Here is a 25,117-nt window from a genome sequence, read left to right on the forward strand (position 1 = left end):
GAAACCCTGCTCGGACGCCCGCCGAAGACCGTGCGGTGGGCGCTGGAGAACCATCCGCGCATCCGAAAGCTGGCGGCTGCCTGAACCGCTGAGCAGTGCAGAGAAGACCAATGTGAGCGGTGGTCCTGGCGGAGGCGCGCGCCACAGTGCCCGAGGATGACCAAGGAGACAGAGTCTGGGTTGAGTCTCAGCCTTGCCCTGGACAGTGGGAGAGGCCGGGGCTCAACTCGCGCGTGAGTCGGGCGAGATAGGCGTCCAGGGGCTGGATGGGTTCCGGGAGGGCTTCCCGGAAGTTCCACCAGTGGATGGCCTCGATCTCCTCGTTGGCCCGGAAGTCCCGCGTATGCGTGGTGCGGCCCGCGAACAGGGCCGCGTACTCGGCGCGTTGGTCGGGCCGGAGTACGAAGCACGCGTAGCCCATGAACCGCAGTGGCCCGTCGGGCTCCTGACCGCTTTCCTCCAGCAACTCGCGTGCGGCGGCCTGACGCGGGGATTCGCCCTCTTCTATTCGACCACCGGGCAGTTCCCAGCTCTGGCGGAAGCGATCAAACACCATGAGGACACGGTCGGCGTGCCAGACGGCGACCAGCGCCGCCGGCAGCGGCGCGTCAGAGGGTGGCGCTGCCTCGGCTCCGCGTGTGAACGAAACCAAGGAGTTGCCTCGATCGTCAACCACGAGCGGTCGGGCTTCAGGGCGTGGCACCTCACTACGATTCCCAGTCCCTCTCCGCGTAATCGCTCCGACCATGACGGACGTGCGGGATGTCGGCCGACCCGGGATCGGTTCCGAACTACTTCTGCCAGGACAGAACGCTCTTACGGCGGCGACCGCCTCAGCGGACGATCCGGTAGCGGTGTTCGGGGCGGCCGGTGGCCCCGTAACGGAGTTCGAGCCGGACCATACCCTCCCGTACGAGGTAGGAGAGGTACCGCTGGGCCGTGGGGCGGGAGACACCGGTGAGTTCGGCGGCATCGGCGGCCGACAGGGCGTCCTGTGCGGAGCGGAGGGTCTGGTGCAGCAGGGCGAGGGTCGGCGCGGAGTGTCCCTTGGCCGGGATACGGGGGACGGCGGGCGGCCGGGCGGCGCTGAACAGGGCGTCCACATCGGCCTGATCGGTCTCGGTCACATGGCCGAGAACGTCCATACGGTGCTGGAGTTCCTGGTAGGCCATGAGCCGCTTGGCCAGGTCACCGGAGCGGAAGGGTTTGACCACGTATCCCACGGCGCCGAGCTTCATGGCGATCCGCACCGAAGTGATGTCCCGGTCGGCGGTGATCATGAGGGCATCGGGGCGGGCGCCGCCCTCGTCCCCGCTGAGCTGCCGCAGCACGTCGAGTCCGCTGCCGTCCGGCAGGAAGATGTCGAGCAGCAGCAGATCGGGATGGAGCGTGTGCACAGCCTCCAGCGCCTGGGCCACCGTGGCCGCTTCGCCGACCACCTCGTAGCCCTCGACGCGGGACACGTAGTCGCAGTGAATGTGGCTCACCCGGAAGTCGTCATCCACCACCAGCGTCCGGATCACCATCGATCGCCTCCCTCGGCACCGGCCGACAGCGACGGAGCCGTCGTGAACAGTGCGCCCTGCGGCACGGGCGCCGTGTCGGGCAACGGCAGTACCACGGTGAAGACCGCGCCCGCCCCCTCGCTGACCGTGATGGTGCCGCCGTGCCGCTGCACCAGCCGGTGGACGAGGGCAAGACCCAGGCCGCGCCGGGCAGTGCCCCGGTCGGGCCGGGTCGACCAGCCGTCCTCGAAGATCGCCTGGGCGACGCCCGGTGGGATTCCCGGACCGGTGTCCGCCACCCGCACGGTCACCTCGTCGATGCCCTCGACCAGCGCGAGCCGCACCTCGCGGCCGCCCGCCGGGGGCGGTCCGACGGCCGTCGCGTCGATCGCGTTGTCGAGCAGGTTGCCGACGATGGTCAGAAGCCGGCGCAGGTGCGGCGGGTCCTGGCCGAGCGCGGAATCGTCGCTGAGCACGATCCGCACCCCGCTCTCGGCGGCCACCGTGGTCTTGGCCACGATCAGCCCGACGACCAGCGGGTTGCCGACCCGCCGGCGTACGGACTCGGTCAGCGCCTGCTCGGCGCCCGCGGAATCGACGGCGAACTCGTAGGCGGCGTCGTGGTCGCCGATGTCCAGCAGCCCGGCCACGGTGTGCATGCGGTTGGTGAACTCGTGCTGCTGGGCCCGCAGAGCGTTGGTCAGCCCGCGCACCGAGTCCAGTTCGCGCAGCAGCCCGATCAGCTCGGTGCGGTCCCGGACGGTGACCACTGCACCCAGTTCACGGCCGTGCAGAGCCACCGGCATCCGGTTGACGACCAAGCAGTGGTCGTCGGTCAGCACGCTGACGTCGGTACCGGTGAGAGTGCCGTCCAGGGCGCGGCGCAGCCGTCCGTCCGGCAGTACGTCCTCGAGTTTGCTGCCGACCGCCGTGCCGAGACCGAGCAGGTGCCGGGCCTCGTCGTTGACCACTGTGATCCGGCCGTCGGGGTCGAAGGCGATGACGCCTTCGCGGATGCCGTGGAGCATCGCCTCGCGGTCCTGGAGCAGCCCGGCGATCTCCTCCAGTTCCAGCCCGAAGGTCGACCGCTTCAGCCGTCTGGCCAGCAGGAACGCGGCCGCCGAGCCGAGTGCGGTGGCGATCGCGGCGTACAGGGCGAAGGTGGGCAACTGGCGCCACAGCTCGCCGAGTACATCGTGCTCGGGGATGCCCGCCGACACCTCGCCGACCAGCGCACCTGTGGGCCCGTACAGCGGGGCCTGACCGTTGGCGGACTGCCCGGTCGCGCCGTGGTCGATGCCGACGTGCGTGCGGCCGTCCCGTGCCGCGACGGGGTCGCTCACCGGTTTGCCGATCAGCGCCGGGATGGGGTGCGAGTGGCGGATGCCGCGCGCATCGGTCACGACCACGTATGACGCCCCGGACGCCTTCCGGATCCGTTCGGCGACGGTCTGCACCACGTCGCCGCCACCGCCGTACTCCATGGCCTGCTGGATCTGCGGCTCGGCGGCCGTGGTCTGCGCGATGGCCAGCGCCCGTTCCTCGTAGGCGCGGTCCAGTTCGGCCCGCTGCGCGACGGCGAACAGTACGAAGCCGATGACGCCGGTGAGCGCGAGGATGACCAGCTGGTTGGCCAGGATCCGCGCGGAGAGTCTCCCGTTCCCGCCGCGGCCGATCCGGATACGGATGAGTTTCACAGGCGCAGTCGCCCCTGTCATACGTCGTGCCGGGCGCGGCCCCTGCGCCGTACCCGTGGTGGCGTGATTGTGCCTGCCTGCGGACATTCTGCCCACCCCCGGCCGACTGAGCAGAACGCACAAAACCAGATTCAACGTGGGAAACCCGCGCAACGTACGGAAGTCTCGCCCCGCCCCGGACCGCGACCTACCTTCTCGTCACCCGCCGGAAACACCGGCGCAACGCACTTTTCCGACACCTCCGAAGGCGGTGCGATGCAGTGACCCCATCAGCGACCGGTACGGCTCCGGCGATCGAGCTGCGCCAGGCGACCAAGCGGTTCCGCACCCCGTCAGGCGGTGTCTACACCGCCCTGCGCGACCTCGACATGACCGTGGCCCCCGGCGAGTTCTGCGCGGTGGTCGGACCGACCGGATGCGGCAAGTCCACCACGCTCTCGCTGATCTCCGGCCTGGAGCCGGCGAGCGCGGGTCAGACCCTCATCCACGGCGAGGCGGTCAGCGGAATCGACCCCCGGGTGGGCTTCATGTTCCAGACCGACGCGGTCTTCCCGTGGAAGTCGGTGCTGGACAACGTGGCCGCCGGTCCGCAGTTCCGCGGCACGTCGAAGAAGGAGGCCGTCGCCAAGGCGCGTGACTGGCTGCGCCGGGTCGGTCTGTCCGGCTTCGAGGACCGGCTGCCGCACCAGCTGTCCGGCGGTATGCGCAAGCGGGTGGCGCTGGCCCAGACACTGATCAACGAGCCCGAGATCCTGCTCATGGACGAGCCCTTCTCCGCACTGGACGTCCAGACCCGGCAGATCGTCCAGGACGAACTGCTGTCCCTGTGGGAGCTGACCCGCCCGGCCGTCGTCTTCGTCACCCACGACCTGGAGGAGGCCATCGCGCTCGCCGACAAGGTGGTCGTCCTCACCGTCGGTCCCGGCACGGTCAAGGACACCTTTCCCGTCGACCTGCCACGCCCCCGCCAGGTCCAGGAGATCCGCTTCGACCCGCACTTCATCGAGATCTACGAACAGATCTGGGAGACCCTCCGCGACGAGGTCACCCTCGCCTACGCCCGCACGGCCGGCGCCACCGCCACCCCCGCCTCGGTCTAGGAGACCCACGATGACCGAACTGCTCTCCGGCCCCGCCAAGACATCCTCGTCACCCGGCCTCGACGAGGCCACGCTCATCCGCAGCACCCGAGCCCGCGCGCGCCGCCACCGGTTCCTCATCCTCCTCGCCCAGATCGCACTGATCGTGGTCGTCCTCGGTGGCTGGCAGCTCGGCGCCTCCAGCGGCTCGCTCGACAAGTTCACCTACGGCTCGCCCGACGGGGTCGTGACGCAGCTGAAGACCTGGTTCACCGACGGCACCTCGCTCGGCTCCATCTGGCACAACATCGGCGTCACTATGCAGGAGACCGTCCTCGGCTTCCTCATCGGCGTGGGCAGCGGAGTCGTGCTCGGCATCGCTCTGGGCCGGATCCGGGTGCTGGCGGACGTGATGGCGCCGTTCATCAAGGCGGCCAACTCCATCCCGCGCATCGTGCTCGGGTCCATGTTCATCATCTGGTTCGGCCTCGGCCCCTCCGGCAAAGTCGCCCTCGCCGTGGTGCTGGTGTTCTTCTCGGTCTTCTTCAACGCCTTCCAGGGCACCCGCGAGGTCGACCGCAACCTGATCGCCAACGCCCGCATCCTCGGCGCCTCCGAATGGCGGGTGACCTCCCAGGTCGTCCTGCCCTCGGCGATGACCTGGATCGTCGCCTCGCTCCACTCCGCCTTCGGCTTCGCACTCATCGGCGCCATTGTCGGCGAGATGCTCGGCGCCCAGGCCGGCCTCGGCCAGCTGATCTCCCAGGCCCAGGGCAACTTCAACGCCAACGGCGTCTACGCCGGAACCCTGATCATCGCCGTGCTCGCCCTGATCGCCGAGTACGTGGTGACCCGCTTCGAGAAGCGCGTACTGCGCTGGCGGCCCACCCAACTGGCCACCGACGGTGCCCTGTAATCCCCTCCCACGCCCCCGCCACGCCTTGTCCCGCACCCGTAAAGGAGACCAGCGATGAAGCTGGCCAAGAAGACCCTGCTGTCCGTCGCCGCCTGCGCGGCCCTTTCCCTCACCCTCTCCGCCTGCGGCGGCTCAGGTGGCTCCAGCACCCAGTCCGTCGCCAAGAACTCCGGCGGAACGCCCACCGTGAGAATCATGGTCGGCGGCCTGGACAAGCAGATCTACCTGCCGGTGATGCTCGCCCAGCAGCTCGGCTACTACAAGGCCCAGGGCCTCAACGTGAAGCTCTCCGACGAACCCGCAGGCGTCGAGGCCGAGACCGCCATGATCTCCGGCCAGGTCGACGCGGTGGTCGGCTTCTACGACCACAACATCGACCTGCAGTCCAAGGGCAAGTCCACCGAATCCGTGGTCCAGTTGCTCCAGGCCCCCGGCGAGGTCGAGATGGTGCGCAGCGACGAGGCCGGCAGCATCAAGGGCCCGGCCGACTTCGTCGGCAAGCACCTCGGCGTGACCGGTCTCGGCTCCTCCACCAACTTCCTCACCGAGTACCTGGAGGCCAAGAACGGCGTCAAGGCGGGCAAGGCCACCTCGGTCGCCGTCGGCGCGGGATCCACGTTCGTCGCGGCGATGAAGAACAAGCAGATCGACGCCGGCATGACCACCGAACCCACCATCTCCATGCTGGAGCAGCAGAAGCTGGGCAAGCCGCTGATCGACATGCGCACCGTGGCCGGCGCCAAGGCGGCGCTGGGCGGCACCTACCCCGCGTCCGCCCTCTACATGACCACGGCGTACGTCCAGAAGAACCCGGCCACCGTTCAGAAACTGGTCAACGCCTACGTCGAGACGCTCAAGTGGATCCAGACCCACACCGCCGCCCAGATCGCCGACAAGATGCCGGCCGACTACTACTCGGGCGTCGGCAAGGCCGTCTACACGAAGGCGCTGGAGAACGAGAAGGGCATGTACTCCCCCACCGGTCTGATGCCCGCCGACGGCCCCCAGACCGTCCTGAAGGTCCTCTCCACCTTCGACCCCACGGTCAAGGGCCACACCATCGACCTGACCAAGACCTACACCGACGACTTCGTCAACAAGGCCAAGTAGCACTGCTACTGCCCCATCCCGCCGTCATGTTCTTGGCGCTTCGCCAACGGGGCCGCTGGCTTCCGTGCTCGGCACGACCGGTCTCCCCTGTCGAGGCTGTCGAACGGTCCGGAGGATCCAGTGGCCCCGGGGATGACTGGGGGTGCTTGCCTGCGGTCGCCCAGGGAAAGCACCCCCGCCTTGCTGCTCACGGAGACGGGTGACTCGCCGTCTCCGCGCTGGAGGGCACCCCCGTCAGACAAACGTGGTTGTCCGCCTTCACCCTGCCGCCAGGGCAGTTCTCCGCCGCGAGACGGGCACGATCGGCGCGCGGCCGGCTCAGATGGTTCGGATCAGGAGGGTCGCGGACGGAGGAACCGATCTTCCCGCTGCGATGGTTGGCCAGATCCGGCAAGCCTTCTGTTACCGACCCCGGCACTCACCGACGGACCAGCGGCTACCGGGCAGCGGGTGGCACCTGCCGAGCGTCACGACGTGTACGCCGGGCCCTGGTCATGGCCGGCGCGGGCCGAAAATTCCGGGGGCGCTGATCTCTCCTCCGAAGCCTCCGACCCGCGCCGTGACCAGTAACGCGAGCAGGGATTACACCCTGTTCAGGGACGCTGCGCCGGTACGCCCTCATGCACGAGATGCGGATCCGTCACCGCCACCGGCAGCACGATCTCATCGATGCGCGCCATCAGATCCGCGTCCAGCCTCACACCGGCCGCCTTCGCGTTCTCCGCCACCTGCTCCGGCCGGGAGGCGCCGACGATCGCGGCAGACACGTTGCTGTTCTGCAGCACCCAAGCGACCGCCAGCTGAGCCAGGGTCAGGCCGGCTTCGTCGGCCAGCGGCTTCAGCTGCTGCACCGCCTCGAGCACCTCATTGCGCAGGAAGCGGCTGATCATCGCCGAGCCCTTGTCGTCCGTCGCCCGCGATCCGGCCGGCGGCTGCTCCCCGGGAAGGTACTTGCCGGTCAGCACACCCTGGGCGATCGGCGACCACACGATCTGCCCGATGCCCAACTCCTGGCTGGTCGGCACGACCTCACCCTCAATCACCCGCCACAGCATCGAGTACTGGGGCTGACTCGACACCAGCGGGATCCGCAGCTCCCGTGCCAGAGCGTGCGCCCGCCGAATCTGATCGGCCGTCCACTCGGAGACACCGATGTACAGGGCCTTACCGGAGTGGACCACGTCGGCGAACGCCTCCATGGTCTCCTCCAGCGGCGTGAACCGGTCGAACCGGTGCGCCTGGTAGAGATCCACGTACGAGGTCTCAAGCCTGCGCAGGGAGTTGTCGATCGACTCCATGATGTGCTTGCGCGACAGCCCACGGTCGTTCTTCCCGGACCCGGTGGGCCAGTACACCTTGGTGAAGATCTCGATCCCCTCGCGACGCTCGCCCTTCAGCGCACGCCCGAGCACCGACTCGGCGCGTGTCTCGGCATAGACGTCAGCGGTGTCGAACGTCGTGATACCTGCGTCAAGAGCAGCTCGCACACAGGCGAGGGCAGCTTCCTCCTCGACCTGCGAGCCGTGGGTCAGCCAGTTGCCGTAGGCGATCTCACTGATGATCATGCCGCTGTTGCCGAGATGACGGTATTCCATCGTCGAACCTCCCATTGCGTAGGTGTGCTCTCATGATCCTCCCCCCTGACCGATCGCTGATGTCACCGGCCCCGGCGGATAATCCGCTGCGGGAGAGGCCGGGCGCGAAAGCGGCTTGCACCTCAGACTTGAGGGAACCCGCTCACCCGTCACGGCGCGTGCACACGATGCGCGTAGCGGGACCGAGACTCAGCGAATGCGGGGGACCAGCGCACCCAAAGCCGTACGGTACGCGCGCAGTTATGGGGCGTGAGTACAGACCTCACTCCTGGACGTGGCGTGCGACCCCGAAGTCCCGCGCCCAGGCGAGGAACCGGCCGACGGCCTCCTCGTCTTCGCCCGCCTCCGCACGCCGGGCCGCGCTGAACCCCCGTACGGTCTCCAGTATTCGGAGCAGGTTCCAGCTCCACTCCACGACCGCATGCAGGGTGCGTGAACCGGTAGCCGAGGCGGTGGGCGATCTCCGGCACTGACAGCACCCGCACCCGCACCCGCGCCGCGGCCACCTCCACGGCGAACGGCAGCCCGCCGAGGTGGCGGCACAGCTCGGCCACCGCGTCCGGCGGCAGCTCCACGCCGGGCCAGGCCGCCCGGCCCCGCTGTGTGAACAGCTCGGTGGAGGTGTCGAGAGCGAGCTCCGGAAGCGCGCACCCCACCTCTGGTCACGGGCGCCCGGCGGGACGGCTTTCCGCCTCCTCCTTGTGGAGCCAAGCGTCCAACGACGCGTCGAGTGCCGCCTGCAGCGCGGGAGTGTCGGCCTCGACCGGATCGCCGGACCACGACTCCTCGGTGTGGACGTGCACGCCGTCGCACTTCTGGTGGAAGGTCCACACATGAACGGCGGTGATGCCCTGGGCCGGGCCGCCCCAGACGATGCGGCGCTCGGGGCTGACCTGCTTGACCGTTGAGGTGATGTCCTGCAGACCGTGCACCGACCAGCGGAACACGGAGCCCGCTCACAGCGGGCCGGGAGTCTCCTTGGTCACCTCGGTGACGTCGGGCTGCCAGGCGGGCCAGACTTCCACATCGGTCTGGATCTGCCAGATCCGGTCCAGCGGCGCCTGGATGACGATGTCGTCCCGGGTGATGACGGGGGCGTCGGGGTCGATGCCCGCCTGCTGGTGGGCGGCGGGGGTGCCTCCCGAGAGGCATGTGACGAGCGCGACCGGTACGGCGGCGGCCTTCGGGAGCAGAGTGGTGAGCATCGTGATTCTCCTTCGGACAGGACAGGACAGGGCGGGACAGGAAAGGGCGGGGCGGGGACAGACGGTTCGGGCCATGGGCTACTGAACGAGGACGACCTTGCCGCTGACCGCGCCGGACTAGGCCAGGCGCAGGGCGTTGGCCGCCTGGATGAGCGCAAGTTCGGCGGCGACGGCCGGACTGATGTCACCCCGCTGCAGGTTCGTGAGGACCTGGCTGAGGTCAGCGGGCAGGCGGGTGCGGAAGCGGATTGCGCGGCCCAGGAGCTTGAGTACGGGCCCCGCCGGCGGCGAGGAGGCCTAGGAAGCGGTCAGGCTGCGGCCGTCGGCGTGGTCGAGGACCGCGTCCGCGTCGCTGAAGGCCAGGTGGCGCGCTCATGCGGGGATGTTCTCGGTGCGGTCGTCAACGGGTGACGCTCAGGGCGCGCAGCGTGCCGTGGTGGCAGGCTGAGGCGGTGCCGATGATCCGGGCCGGGGCGGTGAGCGCCAGTTGGACGAGTGTCGAGCCCACTCCCCCATTGGCGACGTGTACGAGGATCGTCAGGCCGGCCCGTGCGCGCCTTGCGGTGCAGTATCTGCCAGGCGGTGATGCCATTGAGCACCGCGGCCTCCGCCCGCTTCGCACCGACGCCGTCGCGGACTTCGATCACGCACGCCGCGTCGAGCAGGACGTGGCCGGCCCAGCCGCCGGTCTTCGTCAGGGCCGCCACCCGGGCGCCCTCCAGGCCGCGGTCGGCCCCGGTGCCCGCTGCCTGGACGGTTCAGACGAGGCCGTAGCCGGGGACGTAGGAGAACGGCGGCTGGTCGTATCAGCGGCCATGGCGCATCTGCTGTTCGGCGAAGGACACCCCGGTCGCCTCGATACGGACGACGACTTGACCCTACCCGGGAACTAGCTTGCGGGACGAGATGGGCCACGCCAAGGGGATGCCGGAGGTTTTTTAGAGGGGATGCCGTTAGTGATAGCCCCTAACGAGAGGTCGGCCATGCCGACCCGCGGAGAGAAAGTGGTGAGTATGGCGCCGAATACGGCATCCCCCCGGGACCGTTACCGGGCCCAGGTGCGGGCGGAGGTCAAGGAGCACGCGTGGGGGCAGATCGCCGGCGCGGGAGCTTCCGCGCTCTGCCTCAACGCCATCGCCATCGCCAAGCAGATGGGGATGAGCGGTCCTGCGCTCCACCGCTACTTCGGCAGCCGCGACGAACTGATCACCGAACTCGTCACGGACGCCTACCGCAGCCTGGCCGACGCCTTCCGTACCACCGCCTCGGACGGCCCCGACCTCGCGGGACTCGCTCACGCCATGCGCCGCTGGGCACTCGAATACCCCCAGCGGTACTTCCTCATCTACGGCACACCCGTCCCCGGATACCACGCGCCGGACGCCGTCACCACGATCGCCGGCGACATCATGGCGACCCTGCTCGACGCCTGCGCAGCCGACGCGACCGAGGCGACTGACGCGACTGACGCGGACAACACGGCGGACGTCGGTGAAACGGCGTTCGACACCCACCTCGCCCACCACCGGCAGTGGGCCGGCGGCCACCCCGCCCCCGCTCCAGTCCTACGCCGCGCCCTCACCTTCTGGACCCGCCTGCACGGCGTCCTCTCCCTGGAACTCGCCGGCCACTTCACAGGCATGGGCTTCGACCCCGCCCAGCTGTTCGCGGCCGAGTTGGACGGCCTGCTCGGCCGCTGAGTCCTCCGGGGGCCGCCGCTGCTCGGGGTGCAGCGGGGCAGTTCTCGATGCTGATACTCACCGCCGAGCGACCTCGGGTGACGAGAGGAGGGAGACCCGGCCCCGGCGGATACTGGGCGGAGAAGGACGAGCACAGCCGAGCCCAGCTGGGAGGATCGAGATGCCGAACCTGCCCGAGGTGGTGTCGCGCGAGGAGTGGCTCGCCGCCCGCAAGGAGCTGCTGGCCAAGGAGAAGGAGCTCACCCGGGCGCGCGACCGGGTCAACGCCGAGCGACGGCGGCTGCCTATGGTGCGCGTCGACAAGCCGTACACCTTCGAAGGCCCGAACGGGACGGTGGGCCTGCTCGACCTGTTCGAGGGGCGGCCCCAGTTGGTCATGCACCACTTCATGTGGATCTTCGACATCGATGCCGACGGCGTCGAGCACCCCCGCGACACCGGCTGCTCGAGCTGCTCCTCCGCAGCTGACCAGATCGGCAACCTGCGGCAGCTGCATGTCCGCAACACCACGCTGGTCGCGGTGACCCGGGCGCCGCACGAGAAACTCGCCGCCTTCCGCGAGCGGATGGGCTGGACCTTCCCCTGGTACTCCTCGTACGGAAGCGACTTCAACTACGACTTCCACGCGACCGTCGACGATCGGATCGCGCCGGTGCAGGTTTTCCACCGCACCGAGGCCGAGCTGGCCGAGGCCGGGATGCCGTGGTCGCAGAGCATGCGCGGCGACTGGCCGGGCATCAGCGCGTTCCTGCGCGTCGGGGACGAGGTGTTCCACACCTACTCCACGTTCGGCCGTGGCATCGATGAGTTCCACGACGGCCACCCCTATCTCGACCTCACCGCGCTCGGCCGTCAGGAGGCCTGGGAGGAGCCGAAGGACCGAGCGGTCCCCCTCGGCCTGCACGTCGGCAGCCCCGCCTTGCGCCTCCCCGACGCATACGACGCCTGACGATTTGGCCGTACGGCAGCGGACCTGCCCGCATGACGACGGGCGCCTGAAGCGACGCGGCCGAAGCACTAAGAGCCGATCCGCACCTGGAGCTGCCCGGAGCGGGCAGTCGGCGGGCGGTGCTGACCAGGGCGTCGCACGAGGCGGTATGGAGCGGCCAACGGGAGCCGGGGACGCTGCGACCGCCGTACCGGCCCCGTGCACAAGGCGAGTCGCCGTCAGACCGCTATCACCCCGCCGACAATCACCCAACGGCGGACGGAGCCGACGAGCCCGGCTCCGAAGTTGCAGATGACGTCGCCTGCCACCGCTCGTGCAGCCGCCCGAGCGGCCGGCGCGATGCTCGGGCGGGGTGGATCTCTTCCGGCGATCCGGTTGAGGGCGGTGCCAGCCCCTCGCAGACAACGGTGGAGGCCGTCGGCGCTCTCCCGCCTTCGCCGCGCGCCCCACATCCGAGCACGGCGAGTACGACGCCCTGGGCGGCGTTTCCCTCCCTCTGGTGCTGTACTGGAAGACAGCACCTCCCACGCTTGGAGGGCGCGCCATGTGCCCGTCTCCCCCACCCAACGCCAACGCCTGGCGCGGCCAACACGGGCGACCCCGTCCGCACAGCTCACGTGGTCCCCGACGCCCCAGACGCGCCAGACGCCTCTGGATGACCGCGGTCCTGGTGGTTGTCGGCCTTCTTCTCAGCCTGGGCGCCCTCGGGTCGCTGGTGGACGAGGATCAACAGCGAACTTCCGGCACCGTCGCGCCGACGGAGACCTCCGCTGCTTCGCAGCCCACCCGCTCATCGACCCAACCGTCTGCCGAGTCTCGCGACGACCTTGCCGCAGGGACGGCACAGCCGCCTGCCGAGCCCCGCGGCGAGCCTGCGGCCACGCCCGCCACGAAGCCGAAGCCGCCCCAGGCCCCTTTGCCCGGCGTGGTGGTACTCCGCATCATCGACGGCGACACACTCGAGGTGCGCGGCGACGGCCGGGTCCTGCCCAAAGACACGGTAGTCCGGGTGCGGCTCCTCGAGATCGACACCCCGGAGCGAGGCGCCTGCTTCGCCGACGACGCCACCGCCCGCACCGCCGCGCTGCTGCCGCCAGGCAGCCGAGCCCGCGCCGAACGCGACACCGACCTCACCGACCGCTACGACCGGTACCTGCTGTACCTGTGGAACGAACAGGGCACCTTCGTCAACGAGTCTCTCGTTCGCAGCGGTCACGCCGAGGCAGTCCTCTATCCGCCCAACGACAAGTACTGGGCCCGGATGACCGACGCCGAAGACGCCGCCCGGCGGACCGGAGCGGGTCTGTGGACCACATGTTCCCAGCAGCCTGAATCCCCCACCGCGGCCTCGGACCCGACCGGCCCGTCGGTCCCAGGCACTCCAGCACACCCCGACCTCCCCAACGCACCCGCCGCCGGTGTCCCCGACGTGGACTGCTCGGACCTATCAGGCCCCGTCCGGGGCGGCCCCGACGACCCGCACCGCCTCGACCGCGACGGCATCGGCTGCGACACGAACTGAACCAACACTCGCTGCGAAGCGCATCCGGCCCGAACCCCTGCCGCGGCCGGCGCCTGGGCATCGGCGCTTCGCCGCACGCCGACATTGCGGATGCCGGTTGCTGCCTCAGTTGTTCTGATCCGGCCCTTGATTGCGGAGACGACGTCATCAGGTCATAGCGGCCATCAGCGAGTGACGCTGACCCGCATATCGATACACGCCTTCAAGCGACCGACTCTTCCGGGTTCTGGGTGCGGGTGAGTAGGTCGGCGACCCGAGCGATCATCTGGCTCTCCTCGCCGTTGCGGGCGGTCGTCGGGTGGTACGCGAGCACAAAGCGGCGTCGCTGGTCACGGGTGGAGAACGCGGCGTTCTTGTAGCCGTACGTCTCGCCCGTCTTGCCCCACCAGGTGAAGCCGTTGACGGTAGCCTGCTGCAGCCCGGTGCTATAGCGGGCCGGGCTGCCGTCCAGCATCCGCACGTCGTCCGGCGGCAGGGTGAACATCAGCCGCAGCAGCCCGGGTGGAAGTAACGCGCCGGAAAACAGCGCAGTGAGCATCCGGTCGACATCGCCCGTGGTGGAGATCATGTCGCCGTCGCCCCGGGCGGACGAATTGTCATACACGGTGATGTCCCGCAAACCGCCGTCGGCCATCTTGAGGTAGCCGTGCACGTGCCGGCCATGGATGCGCGGGTCGTCGCCTGGTACGACGGTGTTCGCCAGGCGCAGCGGGCGCAGGATGCGGGCTTCGACGGCCTCCCCGTACGGGCGGCCGGTCACCGTGTCGATGATCAGCGCAGCGAGGACGTAGTTGATGCCGCGGTACTCCTGCCGGGTGCCCGGCGCGAACTTCAGCGGCCCGTGCGTCGCCGTCGCCACCCACTCCCGCGGCGTCCAGTGGTCGAAGCGGTGCTGGAACACCTCCTCCGCAGTCTCCGGTTCCGGTATGCCGACGTGGTCGGGCAGCCCGCTGGTGTGGTTCAGCAGGTGCGCCACGGTGACAGCCGCGTACCGGTCCGGCAGCAGTCCGGGCAGGACCCGTCGCACCGGCGTATCCAGCTTGATCCGGCCCTCCGCCACCAACTGCAGTACCACCGTGGCGACGAAGACCTTGGTGATGCTGCCGACCCGAACCTTGTCAGCCGCCCTCACCGGCCGCCGCGTCCTGATGTCGGCCACGCCCGAGGTACCGCGCCAGTGGCCGGCTGTGCCGCCGATTCGCAGCTGGGCAGCGGTAGACGGCGGGCTCTCGAGGTCGTCGATCGCGGCCTGCAGAGCGGTGGGGTCCAGCGGCGGGAGCGGCATGGGCGAGGCGGCGGCGCGACGGGCGGGCAGTGCTACGCCGGCGGCCAGCGCGGCGGTCCCTGACAGCGCGGCTCTCGTAAAACTCCTTCGTGACATGCGCGTTGAGATCATGTCCTACACGCTGTCAGCAGGCAGGCACCGTGGGCATCGGGGGCACCCCCGAGTGATCCCTGATCCCGCCCTGACCTCTCCCGCACAGGAAAGCACCTCCAGTTGCCTGCACTTTCGTTGCACGCCCCAGGAGCCGGGGGTCCGGCGAACCGGGTCGCCCACGGTCAAAGAGCCACTGCCGATGTGCCGCTGGGCCGCAACCACCCGACCAGGAACGGGCACGCACCTCACGTTCTGGTGCGCGCGGGCCCAAATCCTGGCAGGCGCCGGCCAAAGATTCGGCAAGCCCTTGGGATGTGCCCCGTCCCGCGTGATCAGGTCTGCCCCGACGGCTGTATCAATGCCCGTTTGGGAGGACCTGGTGTCAGCACCGACCCGTAAGAGACGATGGTTCACGATCTGTGCCATCACCGCATCCGCAGCACTCGGCGCCCTACCCGCAAGCGCCGCGCCCGGCCAGAACAGCAGCCCGTTCGGGGCCCGTACCCTTGCCCAACTCGCCCACCAGCGCGCCCAGTCGACAGGCGGCATCACCGCCAAGGCTGTCACGCAGGACGGTGACGGCGATGACGGCAACGAGGCCGACGAGATAGCCGAGGGCGCCGACCAGTACGCCGAGGCCCGGACCTCGCCGGGCATCGTGGCGCCCGGCGCGTACGGCGCCGCCTGGAGCAGCCTGAACAAGCTGCCCAGCACTGGCGGCAGTTGGCGCAACGTCACCGATCTGCCGTACAACTCCGACGACGCGCGCTACCGCGACTACGACTCCAACTCCAGTGGTGGTTCCGGATATGTGACCGGCCGTATGGCGGCGATGGCTGCCGACGACGACGGCTATGTCTACGCGGGCAGCGCGGGAGGCGGAGTGTGGCGCTCCCGGAGCGGCGGCGGGCACTGGCAGCCGATCAGCGACAAGCTGTCCTCGCAGTCGACCGGGGCACTCGCGCTGGACGGCGGCGACCGGCTGTGGCTGGGCACCGGCGAGGCGACCACCAATGCGGACGCCTATCTCGGCAGCGGCGTCTACGTCCTGTCGAACCCGCACCACGGCACCTTCTCCTCCCGCAGCCGGGTCGGCGGCGACGAGCTGGAGAGCACCACCATCCACCAGCTGCGCTTCGGCGGCGGCAAAGTCTGGGCGGCGACCAGCGCGGGCGTGTGGAGCCACTCCGCGAAGGAGCTCAGCGGCGCCTGGAAGCTGGAGTTCGCACCCAACCCCGGCTATCTGCCCGGCGGTTCGCTGGCGAGCGACCCCGACGCCGCGTACAAGAACATCGCCAACGACATCGCGATCGACCCGCAGGACCCCGCGAAGGTGGTCCTGGCGGTCGGCTGGCGCAGCGGTGACGACTACAACGGCTTCTACACCAAGGATTCCCACGGCACCTGGACCCGGATCACCAGCGGCCTGGGTGACCTGCCGGCCGACGCGGACGACGTCGGCAACGTCACCTTCGCCCGCTCCGCCGACGGCTCACGCTATTACGCCATCGACCAGTCCCCGGAGCAGCTGAACACCAACCCGGACAGCGGCCTGGAGGGCATCTACGTCTCCAAGTCCGGCTCCCCCACCGGTCCCTGGACGAAGATCGCCGACTACCGAGGCCTCGCCGCCGACGGCTCCGCGCTGACCTCCAGCGGCTACATGCCCGGCGTCCAGGCCTGGTACAACCAGTTCCTGACCGTCGACCCGGCCGACGCCGAGCACGTGTACGCCGGACTGGAAGAGGTCTACGAGACCAAGGACGGCGGCAGCACCTGGTCGACGGTCGGCCCGTACTGGAACTTCGGCTTCTCCTGCTGGAACATCGACCCGGCCAAGCAGACCGGTGACTGCCACCAGACCACCCACTCCGACCAGCACGGGGTCGCGATCGGCCGCTACCACGGCAAGAGCTTCGTGTACGTGGGCAACGACGGCGGTGTCTACAAGCGCCCCGTCAACGGCCGCCAGGACGCCTCCGGCCACGCCACCGACTGGGCTTCGCTCAACGACGGCACCATCGACACCCTTCAGTACTACTCCGTGGGCATCGGTAAGGACGTCGATTACGGCGGCGTCTCGGTCACCGGTGGTCTCCAGGACAACGGCCAGTCCCTGCTGCGCAGCAACGACACGGTGATGGGCTCCAACTTCGGCGGCGACGGCGGCGACACCCTCACCGACCCGGCCAACGGCTGCAACATCGCCGAGGAGTACGTCTACCTCGCCGTCCAGGTGACCCAGAACTGTGCCGTCAACGACGGCTCCTGGATCGACGACCCCAGCAAGATCACCTCGTACTCCGTCGCCCCGCCGGACAACGAGACGGGCGAGGCCCGCTTCATCGCCCCGCTCGCGGCCGACGCCAAGAACAGCTCCACCTGGATCGCGGGCGGCCGCCATGTATGGGTGCAGACCCATGGCTACGCCATTCGCAGCGGCGACGAGTGGACCAGCGCGTACGACCTCGGCGAGGGACACACCGCCACCGCGGTCGCCGCCAGCGGCGGCAAGGTCTACGCGGCATGGTGCGGCCCCTGCAACAACCAGGGCTTCACTCGCGGCATCGCCGTGGGCAACGCGGACGGCACCGGCTGGCACGACATCACGCTCCCGACCACCGGTGCGGCCGGCACCGTCCCCAACCGCTACCTCAGCGGCTTCGCCATCGATCCCACGAACCCGGACCACGTCTACCTCACCGTCAGCGGCTTCTCGCGCCAGTGGACCGAAGGGCCCGGCGCCGGCGTCGGCCACGTCTTCGAATCGAAGGACGGCGGCACCACCTGGACCGACATCTCCGGCAACCTCCCCGATGTGCCCGCCGACTCCGCGGTCGTCACGGCGGGCGGCGGCCTGGCCGTCGCCACCGATCTCGGCGTCGTCTACCGGGCCCCGGGCCGCACGAAGTGGCAGCGCGTCGGCTCGCTTCCCGCGGTCGCCGTCCTCCAGCTGAAGCTCAGCCCGAACGGAAAGACCCTCTACGCGGCCACCCACGGCCGCGGCATCTACACCATCGGCGTCAGCGGCCTCAGGTAAGCCACACGCCACGAGAGGGAGGGGGATCCCGGAGCCGGCTTCGTCGGACTCCGGGACCCCCTCCCTCTCGTACGGCACCACGCCGATCCCGCCTCCAGGCGACGGCCGCCCACGCCACGAGCACGCTGTCAGAGCAGGGGCGGGACCCTAGGTAGCCACACTCTCTGTATACCCTCTAGGGGTATGTTGACTTCTCCGCCGCCATACCCCGGCGTGGCCCTGCCCGAGATGCAGCGCAATCTCGGCTTCTCCCAGGGCGCCCTGCAGAGGGTGTTCAACGCGTACGTCATCACCTTCGGCGGCCTGCTGCTGCTCGGCGGCCGGCTCTCCGACCTGCTCGGCGCCCGCCGGATCTTCGTGACCGGCTGGACCGTGCTGATCGCCGGTTTCCGTCGTGGCAGCAGCCGCGGCGACCGCATGGGTGGAGGTCCTGGCACGCGCCGTCCAAGGCCTGGGCGGCGCACTCATCGCACCAGCAGCAGGCCGGCCTGGCCTCCGGCATCGTGAACACCACCTACCAGGTGGGCTCCGCCCTCGGTCTGGCCGCGCTCACCGCACTCGCCACTTCGCGGGACGCGGGGCGCGGGGCGAGCTGGGCAACCTGTCGGCACTCACCGACGGGTTCAGCGCCGCGTTCTTGGCCGCCGCTGCCATCGCGGCCACGGGCGGCCTGCTGACCGCACTGCTCATGCGTGGCAGCCGGTCCGCGAACAGCCGGGCGCCCCAAGAGGCCGCTCCCCAACGGCACGACGACCCCGTAGCCACCCAGGGAGTCGATGGAGCTGTGTGATCCCGTCACAGAGGACCGCGACACGGCGGCCATCGCATCCGGCCGAAGGGCAGATCCTTTCCGGACCATGCGGTGGCCCGCCCCTTCTGCCTCTCGCCGGACGTGCCGCGTTCAGGTCACCCTTGAACTGGCTTGACCTGGTCGTTGCGTCCCAGGAAGCGGAAGGCATTCCCCTTCGCCTGGAACAGGAAGTACAACGCCCCGCGCGGCTCCAGAGTGTGGGACCCGTCGGTGAAGCGGAGGGTCTTGGCGAGTCCCTGGTAGGTGCCCGTGAAGAGGCGCTGGGCCACGGCCCTCGCTTCGATGTCGGCCGTTCCGCCCAGTCGTTCCAGGGCGCGCGTGACCAGCCCCACGGCGTCGTACGCCTCCGGCGCCCAGCGCCCGGGCGCCGTGCCGTATCTGGCGCAGTAGGCGGTCCTGAAGGTGCGGGACACGATGCCGGGGTCGGTGAAGGGGGTGCCGAACAGCCAGTCCTGGCCCGCGGTTCCGGCCTGCTGGAGGAAGGTCGGGCGCATGATGCGCCAAGTGCCCAGGCGCGGTCCGGTGAAGCCCGCGTCGGCGAGTGCGCGGGCGCAGCGTGCGGCGCGCTCGGGTGATGTGCCGCTGAAGACGACGGCCTGCGCCTTGGCGGCGAGGGCGGCGCGGACGGCGGGAGCGAAGCCGTCGCTGTCGGCCGCCACCTGGTGAACGCTGGTCATGCCCTCATGGGGCGGCTCCAGCCTGAGCCGGTCGGTGAGTTCCCAGCCCGTCCGGCCCGCCGCCCGGTCGTCGATGACGGCGGTGCGGTCCACCGGTCGTACATCGGTCAGATACGAGGTCAGCGGAAACGCCAGGAAGGACTCGGGCGCCCGGGTGACGCGCAGGGTGCGCAGATTCGCCGACAGGAGACTGTCGTCGCCGACGGAGATCAGCACCATGGCGGTGCGCGCGTCCTGGTAGAGCGGGCCGGCGGCGAGCGCCGCCACTGCCGTGCTGGGGCCGAGAACCGCGCTCACCTTGGCCTCGGTGAAGCGCCGGGCCGCCTGCTTGGCTCGGGCCGCCTCGCCCCGGTCGTCGACCGTGTCGAGGGCGAGGCGGAACGTGATGCCCGCGCGCGCGTTGTGCTGCTCCACAGCGAGCCGCGCCCCGCGCTCCTGTGCCACGCCGTCCGCCTTGTTCGTGCCGCTCAGGTCGGCCTGGAAGCCCAGAGTGTGCACGGGAAGGGCGCCGTCCGAACCGCCGTTGGAGCCCCGCCCGGCGGCCAGACAGGCGGTGACCCCACCGCCGACGGCGACCACGGACGCCGCCGCGCTCCCCATCAGCAACACGCGCCGTCGGGTCGGAGGGCGGGCGTCCTGGGAGGCCGAGGGCGCGGGGTCGTCGGCCGCGTCGCCGAATGTCGGTTGCCGCGGGCAGCGTTGGGGGGTGGGCACGTCCAGTGCCCGTGCGGAGCGCTCGGCGACCATACGCAGGACCGCGGGCGGCAGCCAGCCCTCCTCCCGGTCTTCGGAGATCTGACGCGCGAGCGAGACCCGCGGGTCACGGAGCACGGCCGCGACCTCCCTGGCCGTCGGCCGCTCGGCCGGGTCCTTGGCCAGGCACCTCCCGGCCAACGCCCGTAGCTCGCCGGGGACTTCCGCCAGGTCCGGCTCCTCGTGCACCGTACGGAACAGGACACCCGCCGCGGACCCGCTGCCGAACGGCCGTCGGCCCGAGGCCGCGTATGCCAGGACGCAGCCCAGCGAGAAGACGTCGCTCGCCGGGCCGACCTCCCCGGCGCGGGCCTGTGCCTGTTCCGGCGCGAGGAAGCCGGGCGTGCCGACGACGGCGTCGGGTGCGGTGAGCGCGGTGGCGCCCGCGGCGTGGGCGATGCCGAAGTCGATGAGGCGCGGGCCGTCGAGAGCGAGCAGGACGTTGCCCGGTTTCACGTCGCGGTGCACAACTCCCGCGTCGTGTACGGCGGTCAGCGCGTCGGCCAGCCGGGATCCCAGGGTGCGTACGGCGGCGACGGGCAGCGCACCGAAGCCGTCGACCGCCTCGGCCAGCGACGGTCCGGGGACGAACTCCGTGGCCGGCCAGGGCTCCCGGCCCTCCGTGTCGGCGGCCATGACCGGCACCAGCCAGCGCCCGGTCAGACCGCGGACCGCCGTCACCTCACGCCGGACCGGGTGCGGAAGACCGGGTCCGCCGCGTGCTCGGCGCGGATCGTCTTGAGGGCGACGAGCGCCCCGCCCGTCGTACGGGCGAGGTAGACGACGCCCATGCCGCCCGCGCCGAGCCGGGCCAGCAGCCGGTGCCCGCCGATCTCCTCGGGGTCGTCGGAGGTCAGGGGCCGCATCAGAAGTCGACCTGGCCCACGTAGGAGTACCGGCCGCCCTTCACCTCGTAACGGAAGATCTCGTATCCCTTGAGCGACCCGTACTCCTCGTCGAACGCGTACGGCCGGACGAGTCCCTAGTACGTTCCCTTCGCCAGCAGGTCGTACAGCCTCTCCCGGGAGGGCCGGCCGCCGGCTGCGGTGAGGCGGGTGATGACCATGCGGGCCACGTCGTATGCCTCGGCCGCCCAGTACGGGGGTGCGGAGCCGTAGCGCTTTCGGTAGGCGGTGGCGAAGGCGCGGACGGGGGCGGCCGACGGGTCGATGTACGGGGCGAAGACCTGCCACCCGTCGGCGGCAGCGCCCGCGGCGGTCAGGAACTCCGGTCCGGCGGCCGGATAGCCGAGCACCCGCAGGCCGTTGAAGTCCGTCTGCGCGAGGGCGCGTGCGACGGCCGCGGCACGGGCGGGGTGCCCGTGCAGACGAAAGGTCCGGCCGGTTCGCGGCCATCGCGGCGACCACCGGGGCGAGGTTCCCGGCCAGCCGCGGTGCGACGCGCGGCTCGCCGGCGATCTTGAGGACGCCGAGGTTCTGGAACATCGTGCGGCCGAGCTCCCAGGCCGGGATGCCTCCGTCGCGGTCGATCAGCACGCCCACACGCCGAGCGCCCTGGGTCCGGACGGAGAAGGCCGCCGTGGCGGGCAGGCTCGTGTACCCGGGGACGGCCTGGAGGAAGTGGCGGGGCTGTGCGGTGCCGTACACGGACTGCGCGGATGAGGCCGTGAGCTGGGGGACGAGCTGTTCGTCGTAGCTGTCGAGGCTCGCCCCTGTGGTCGCGTCGCCGGTCGAGCCGATGACGGCGAGCAGGTCGCGGTCCGCGGCCAGGGTACGGGCCACCTTGGCGGCGCGGCTCGCGTCGCCCCGGTCGTCGACCGTATTGAGGGTGAGGGAGAAGGGTTTGTCCTCGCGGGAGTTGAACTGCTCGACCGCCAGCCGTATCCCACGTTCCTGGGCCTGCCCGACGGTCTTCTGCGGGCCCGTCAGGTCGGCCTGGACACCGAGAATCCAGCGGCGGGCCCGGGCCGAGGCAGCGGGCGCGGTGCCGTCGCCACGTCGGGCGGTCCAGAGGGCGGCACCGCCACCGGCCGCGAGCAGGGCCGCGCCGCCGGACAGCAGGAAGCGGCGACGACTTGGGGTCCGTGGCGTGCGTCTGCGGGTACGTCCGTCGGCTGCCCGTCCGCTCCGGCGTCGAGGGCCGTCGCGTCAATGTCCGGGAGGTCCGCGACGAGTCGTACGACGGCGTCGGGCAGCCAGTCGACGGTGTCGTGGGGCGTGTTCTCGACCAGTGTCTCGTCCACCTCGCGGGCAGTGGGCCGGGCGGCCGGGTCCTTGGCGAGGCAGCGCTCCAGGAGCGGGCGCGTGTCGTCGGGGACACCGAGGTAGAGCGGCATCATGTCTTCCTTTCGTCCCGTCAAGGGATGCCACCGCGGGGCGGAGAGCGCGCCGGCGGCGGCCCGCATATCCCCCGAACGGCCGGGACGATGACCGACACGGCGGTAGTCCGCGGATGAGAGACCGACCCTGCGTCCATGGGCGGCCGGCTCTGTGCATCCGGTTCGCCAGCCAGGCGTCGGCCAACCGCGTGGACGGCCTGGGCGGCTTGGGCGGCTTGGGCGGCTTGGGCGGCTACCAGCCAATCATCTGCCACCGCCTCACCACCGGTGTCGGCTCCGCCGAGCCCGGACGCAGTCGACTTGGGTCAGCCGACCGTTTCGACGTACGACGCCAGGTTGGCCAGCGAGGAGGCGATCCCGGCCTCGTGGACCGCTTGGTCGATGCCGGGGGGCACGTCCGTGGCGGTGACGGTCACCTCGGTCCCCTCACCCGCGGCAGCGAGGTGCCAGGTCATCGTCATGGTGCCCGCGAACGACGGGTCGTCTGCCTCGAACACCGCCCGCTGCACCACGCGCTCCGGAGGCACCAGGTCGGCGAACGCGACGTCGACGACATCCGTCGCATCTGAGGTCTTGCCGGGGCTGTCGGAGGCGTCGAGGTAGGTGAGGACCATCCGAAACCCTCCGCCAGGCCGGGGGTCCCACCGCTCGACCCGCCCGCGCATACCGTCCGGCGGCAGCCAGGCCTCGAGCGACTCCCGATCGAGGAGGGCGCCGTAGACGGTCGCCGGTGGTGCCGCGATCACCCGGCTGGCGCGGTCGGTCCTGCTCATGAGCCGATCCTAGGGCCGAAGAGATCCCGCAAGGCAGAGAACCCCGCCGACGTCGCCCCGGACGACCCCATCGCCCCCGGGAGGCGACGCCAGAGCCAGAGCACCAACGCGACCAATCCGCCCCTCCTGGACAGTGCGCCTAGTCCAGCTGACAGCCGGTGAGCAGTGTCGCGGAGTCCGCTCCGGGCGGGCGCTGGACGGTGTGGTCGGCCGGGGGGAGGCCCTGTCCGGTCAGCCACCGTTCCAGCGCTGTGAAGGCGGAGCGATGGCAGGGGACCATCGGGCGGAGCTTTGCAGGAAAGGCGTCGACGAGTGAGTCTGTATGGGTGCCGTCCTCGATGCGGTAGTAGCGCAGCAGTGCGCCTCGCCCGGCCTCGCGCACCATGCGGGCGTAGACATCGGAGTCCTGGCTGATGGGCAGCAGCACGTCGAGAGTGCCGTGCAGGGTGATCAGCGGCTTGCTGATGCGCCCGGTCAGGGCGATGCGGTCGACGGCACGGTGGACCGCGGGCGGCCGGGTGCCGTAGTCGTAGTCGGCGTCGCAGCCCGGGGTCCCGGAGGCGCAGAACGGGTTGCCCGCCTCGATCGCCCCGTCGAAGCCAGGATCCAGCTCCTCGCGGTAGATGCGCTGGGTCAGGTCCCAGTAGACCTGGTGATGGTAGGACCACAGGAATTCGGAGCCCGCCGGATAGCCGGCCTTGTGCATGGCCTTCAGGCCGTCCTCGGCGCCGGGACCACCCGCCGCGTAAACCGGGTAGGCGCGCAGCGCGGGCGGCAGGAAGGTGAGCAGGTTGGGGCCGTCGGAGCGCCAGAGGGTGCCTTCCCAGTCCACTCCCCCGTCGTACAGCTCGGGGTGGTTCTCCAGCTGCCAGCGCACCAGGTAGCCGCCGTTGGACATGCCTGTCGCGATGGTGCGGGCAGGGGGCCGGTGGTAGCGCTGCGCGACGACGGCGCGGGCGGCCCGCGTGAGCTGGGTGAGGCGCGTGTTCCACTCGCTGATGGCGTCACCAGGCCTGCGGCCGTCGCGATGGAAGGCAAGGCCGGTGTTGCCCTTGTCGGTGGCGGCGTAGGCGTAGCCGCGCGCGAGCACCCAGTCGGAGATCGCGCGGTCGTTGGCGTACTGCTCGCGGTTGCCCGGGGTTCCGGAGACCACAAGTGCGCCGTTCCAGTGGTCGGGCAGCCGGATGACGAGCTGTGCGTCGTGGTTCCAGCCGTGGTTGGTGTTGGTGGTCGAGGAGTCGGGGAAGTAGCCGTCGATCTGGATTCCGGGAACGCCGCTCGGCGTGATGAGGTTCTTGGGAGTCAGGCCCGCGAAGTCGGCCGGATCGGTGTGGCCGGAGGCCACCGTGCCGGCCGTGGTCAACTCATCCAGACAGTCGGCCCGTTGGAAGGCAGCGCCCGGCACGTGCACCCGGGCCCGGCCGGCGCAGTGGCCGCCCGTGCTTCCCTCCGCACCGGCAGTCGGCACCGCCACGGCGAGAAGCGAGAAGGCGGCCGCAAGCGACAGCGCACCGGACACGGCACGCCGCCCGGTCCGTCTACGGGGCGGTGCGGTGGCTGCACGAGGTGGCTGCATCCGAGACCTCCAAGTCGAGTGGTTGACAGGCCGCAGGCTAGGGGCCGATCACCGCACGGGACATGTGCCGGCCCGCCATGACAGCGGTCCGAACAGAGGCGTCACACACCATGGCAGGCCGTGTCACCGCACCGCATTCGACGGCTGCTCGCGGACGATCACGGTGCAGCCGCCGCTGCCGGCGCAAGGCCGAGAAGGACAGGGGTCGTCAGGTCACCGGATCGAGGAAGGTCAGCACCGAAGCGTCCTCCTCGATCAGCGGGGCGAGTTCGGTGTTGAACGGTCCTCCGTAGGGGGCCTTCAGGTGTGCCTGGAAGGCGTCCTCGTCCCGGTACACCTCGAAGATCCAGAAAGCGCGCGGGTTGGACGCCTTCGTGTAGACGTCGAAGGCGAGGTTGCCGTCTTCCTCACGCACTCTCTGGGCGTAGTCCAGCAGCAGGCCTGCGATGTCGGCCTCCGCGCCCTCGCGGGCGGTGAACTCGGCGAGCAGGGTCTTGTTCACGGTGTGGTGTCCTCCATGATTCTCCGTGGT

Annotated in this window: 19 protein-coding genes and 4 pseudogenes; 8 read left to right on the top strand and 15 right to left on the bottom strand. The window is 70.2% G+C overall.

Going from position 1 to position 25,117, the window contains the following annotated elements; translation table 11 throughout:
* Positions 1-187: 187 nt before the first annotated feature.
* From AC5P09_RS37485 to AC5P09_RS37495, 3 genes are all read right to left on the bottom strand, one after another.
* A complete protein-coding gene (locus AC5P09_RS37485; protein WP_493878172.1) occupies positions 188-748 on the bottom strand; it encodes an NUDIX hydrolase in 561 nt (186 codons plus the stop codon).
* A gap of 85 nt (positions 749-833) precedes the next feature.
* Positions 834-1,526, bottom strand: coding sequence for a response regulator (locus AC5P09_RS37490; RefSeq protein WP_493878173.1), 693 nt, complete (start codon positions 1,524-1,526; stop codon positions 834-836).
* Complete coding sequence (locus AC5P09_RS37495) at positions 1,520-3,202, bottom strand: ATP-binding protein (protein ID WP_493878174.1); 1,683 nt, start codon at positions 3,200-3,202, stop codon at positions 1,520-1,522. Before AC5P09_RS37495 ends, AC5P09_RS37490 begins: the two co-directional genes overlap by 7 nt.
* A gap of 260 nt (positions 3,203-3,462) precedes the next feature.
* Here AC5P09_RS37495 and AC5P09_RS37500 point away from each other — a divergent pair, with 260 nt between their 5' ends.
* Genes AC5P09_RS37500 through AC5P09_RS37510 form a run of 3 tightly spaced genes read left to right on the top strand, consistent with a single transcriptional unit; the run spans position 3,463 to position 6,307 of the window.
* The gene (locus AC5P09_RS37500; protein ID WP_493878175.1) at positions 3,463-4,302 is read left to right on the top strand and encodes an ABC transporter ATP-binding protein; all 840 of its coding nucleotides are present in this window, start codon (positions 3,463-3,465) and stop codon (positions 4,300-4,302) included.
* A 10-nt stretch (positions 4,303-4,312) separates the two neighbouring features.
* Positions 4,313-5,197: an ABC transporter permease gene (locus AC5P09_RS37505; RefSeq protein WP_493878176.1), complete on the top strand. Its 885-nt coding sequence runs from the start codon at positions 4,313-4,315 to the stop codon at positions 5,195-5,197.
* A gap of 54 nt (positions 5,198-5,251) precedes the next feature.
* Positions 5,252-6,307 carry an ABC transporter substrate-binding protein gene (locus tag AC5P09_RS37510; RefSeq protein ID WP_493878177.1) on the top strand — a complete coding sequence of 352 codons (1,056 nt, stop codon included), beginning with the start codon at positions 5,252-5,254 and terminating at the stop codon, positions 6,305-6,307.
* A gap of 593 nt (positions 6,308-6,900) precedes the next feature.
* Here AC5P09_RS37510 and AC5P09_RS37515 read toward each other — a convergent pair.
* The 4 genes and pseudogenes from AC5P09_RS37515 to AC5P09_RS37530 all read right to left on the bottom strand — a co-directional run bounded on the left by AC5P09_RS37515 (position 6,901) and on the right by AC5P09_RS37530 (position 9,107).
* Positions 6,901-7,902 (bottom strand): aldo/keto reductase family protein, encoded by a 1,002-nt coding sequence (locus AC5P09_RS37515; RefSeq protein ID WP_266446493.1) that lies wholly within the window; start codon positions 7,900-7,902, stop codon positions 6,901-6,903.
* A 274-nt stretch (positions 7,903-8,176) separates the two neighbouring features.
* Positions 8,177-8,549: pseudogene (locus AC5P09_RS37520) on the bottom strand (AfsR/SARP family transcriptional regulator); the annotation flags it as partial.
* Positions 8,550-8,564: 15 nt separating this feature from the next.
* The gene (locus AC5P09_RS37525) at positions 8,565-8,849 is read right to left on the bottom strand and encodes an SRPBCC family protein (protein ID WP_493878178.1); all 285 of its coding nucleotides are present in this window, start codon (positions 8,847-8,849) and stop codon (positions 8,565-8,567) included.
* A 9-nt stretch (positions 8,850-8,858) separates the two neighbouring features.
* A complete protein-coding gene (locus tag AC5P09_RS37530; protein ID WP_493878179.1) occupies positions 8,859-9,107 on the bottom strand; it encodes a hypothetical protein in 249 nt (82 codons plus the stop codon).
* A gap of 1,013 nt (positions 9,108-10,120) precedes the next feature.
* Here AC5P09_RS37530 and AC5P09_RS37535 point away from each other — a divergent pair.
* From AC5P09_RS37535 to AC5P09_RS37545, 3 genes are all read left to right on the top strand, one after another.
* Positions 10,121-10,807, top strand: a complete 687-nt coding sequence (locus AC5P09_RS37535; protein ID WP_493878180.1) for a TetR/AcrR family transcriptional regulator — start codon at positions 10,121-10,123, stop codon at positions 10,805-10,807.
* A 160-nt stretch (positions 10,808-10,967) separates the two neighbouring features.
* On the top strand, positions 10,968-11,756 hold the full coding sequence (locus tag AC5P09_RS37540) for a DUF899 domain-containing protein (protein WP_493878181.1): 789 nt from the start codon (positions 10,968-10,970) through the stop codon (positions 11,754-11,756).
* A gap of 925 nt (positions 11,757-12,681) precedes the next feature.
* Positions 12,682-13,278: a thermonuclease family protein gene (locus AC5P09_RS37545; RefSeq protein WP_493878182.1), complete on the top strand. Its 597-nt coding sequence runs from the start codon at positions 12,682-12,684 to the stop codon at positions 13,276-13,278.
* Between the two features lie 202 nt (positions 13,279-13,480).
* On the opposite strand, the gene AC5P09_RS37550 is transcribed toward AC5P09_RS37545, so the two are convergent.
* Positions 13,481-14,674 carry a serine hydrolase domain-containing protein gene (locus AC5P09_RS37550; protein ID WP_493878183.1) on the bottom strand — a complete coding sequence of 398 codons (1,194 nt, stop codon included), beginning with the start codon at positions 14,672-14,674 and terminating at the stop codon, positions 13,481-13,483.
* 361 nt (positions 14,675-15,035) lie between these two features.
* On the opposite strand from AC5P09_RS37550, the gene AC5P09_RS37555 reads away from it, so the two are divergent.
* On the top strand, positions 15,036-17,696 hold the full coding sequence (locus AC5P09_RS37555; protein WP_493878184.1) for a beta propeller repeat protein: 2,661 nt from the start codon (positions 15,036-15,038) through the stop codon (positions 17,694-17,696).
* Positions 17,697-17,879: 183 nt separating this feature from the next.
* Positions 17,880-18,177 (top strand): annotated as a pseudogene (locus AC5P09_RS37560) (MFS transporter); the annotation flags it as partial.
* Positions 18,178-18,602: 425 nt separating this feature from the next.
* Here AC5P09_RS37560 and AC5P09_RS37565 read toward each other — a convergent pair.
* The 7 genes and pseudogenes from AC5P09_RS37565 to AC5P09_RS37595 all read right to left on the bottom strand — a co-directional run bounded on the left by AC5P09_RS37565 (position 18,603) and on the right by AC5P09_RS37595 (position 25,087).
* Positions 18,603-20,803 (bottom strand): annotated as a pseudogene (locus AC5P09_RS37565) (bifunctional serine/threonine-protein kinase/ABC transporter substrate-binding protein).
* A 116-nt stretch (positions 20,804-20,919) separates the two neighbouring features.
* The gene (locus AC5P09_RS37570) at positions 20,920-21,264 is read right to left on the bottom strand and encodes an ABC transporter substrate-binding protein (protein WP_493878211.1); all 345 of its coding nucleotides are present in this window, start codon (positions 21,262-21,264) and stop codon (positions 20,920-20,922) included.
* Positions 21,265-21,331: 67 nt separating this feature from the next.
* A pseudogene (locus AC5P09_RS37575) lies at positions 21,332-21,937 on the bottom strand (ABC transporter substrate-binding protein); the annotation flags it as partial.
* Entirely contained in the window at positions 21,823-22,236 is a 414-nt protein-coding gene (locus tag AC5P09_RS37580) for a hypothetical protein (protein WP_493878185.1), read from the bottom strand. The gene AC5P09_RS37580 and the pseudogene AC5P09_RS37575, both read right to left, overlap by 115 nt.
* 305 nt (positions 22,237-22,541) lie before the next feature.
* Complete coding sequence (locus AC5P09_RS37585) at positions 22,542-23,009, bottom strand: SRPBCC family protein (protein ID WP_493878186.1); 468 nt, start codon at positions 23,007-23,009, stop codon at positions 22,542-22,544.
* Positions 23,010-23,148: 139 nt separating this feature from the next.
* On the bottom strand, positions 23,149-24,585 hold the full coding sequence (locus AC5P09_RS37590) for a 3-hydroxybutyrate oligomer hydrolase family protein (RefSeq protein ID WP_493878187.1): 1,437 nt from the start codon (positions 24,583-24,585) through the stop codon (positions 23,149-23,151).
* Positions 24,586-24,793: 208 nt separating this feature from the next.
* Positions 24,794-25,087, bottom strand: coding sequence for a putative quinol monooxygenase (locus AC5P09_RS37595; RefSeq protein ID WP_493878188.1), 294 nt, complete (start codon positions 25,085-25,087; stop codon positions 24,794-24,796).
* Positions 25,088-25,117: the final 30 nt, after the last annotated feature.

The organism is Streptomyces sp. a15, assembly GCF_059026085.1.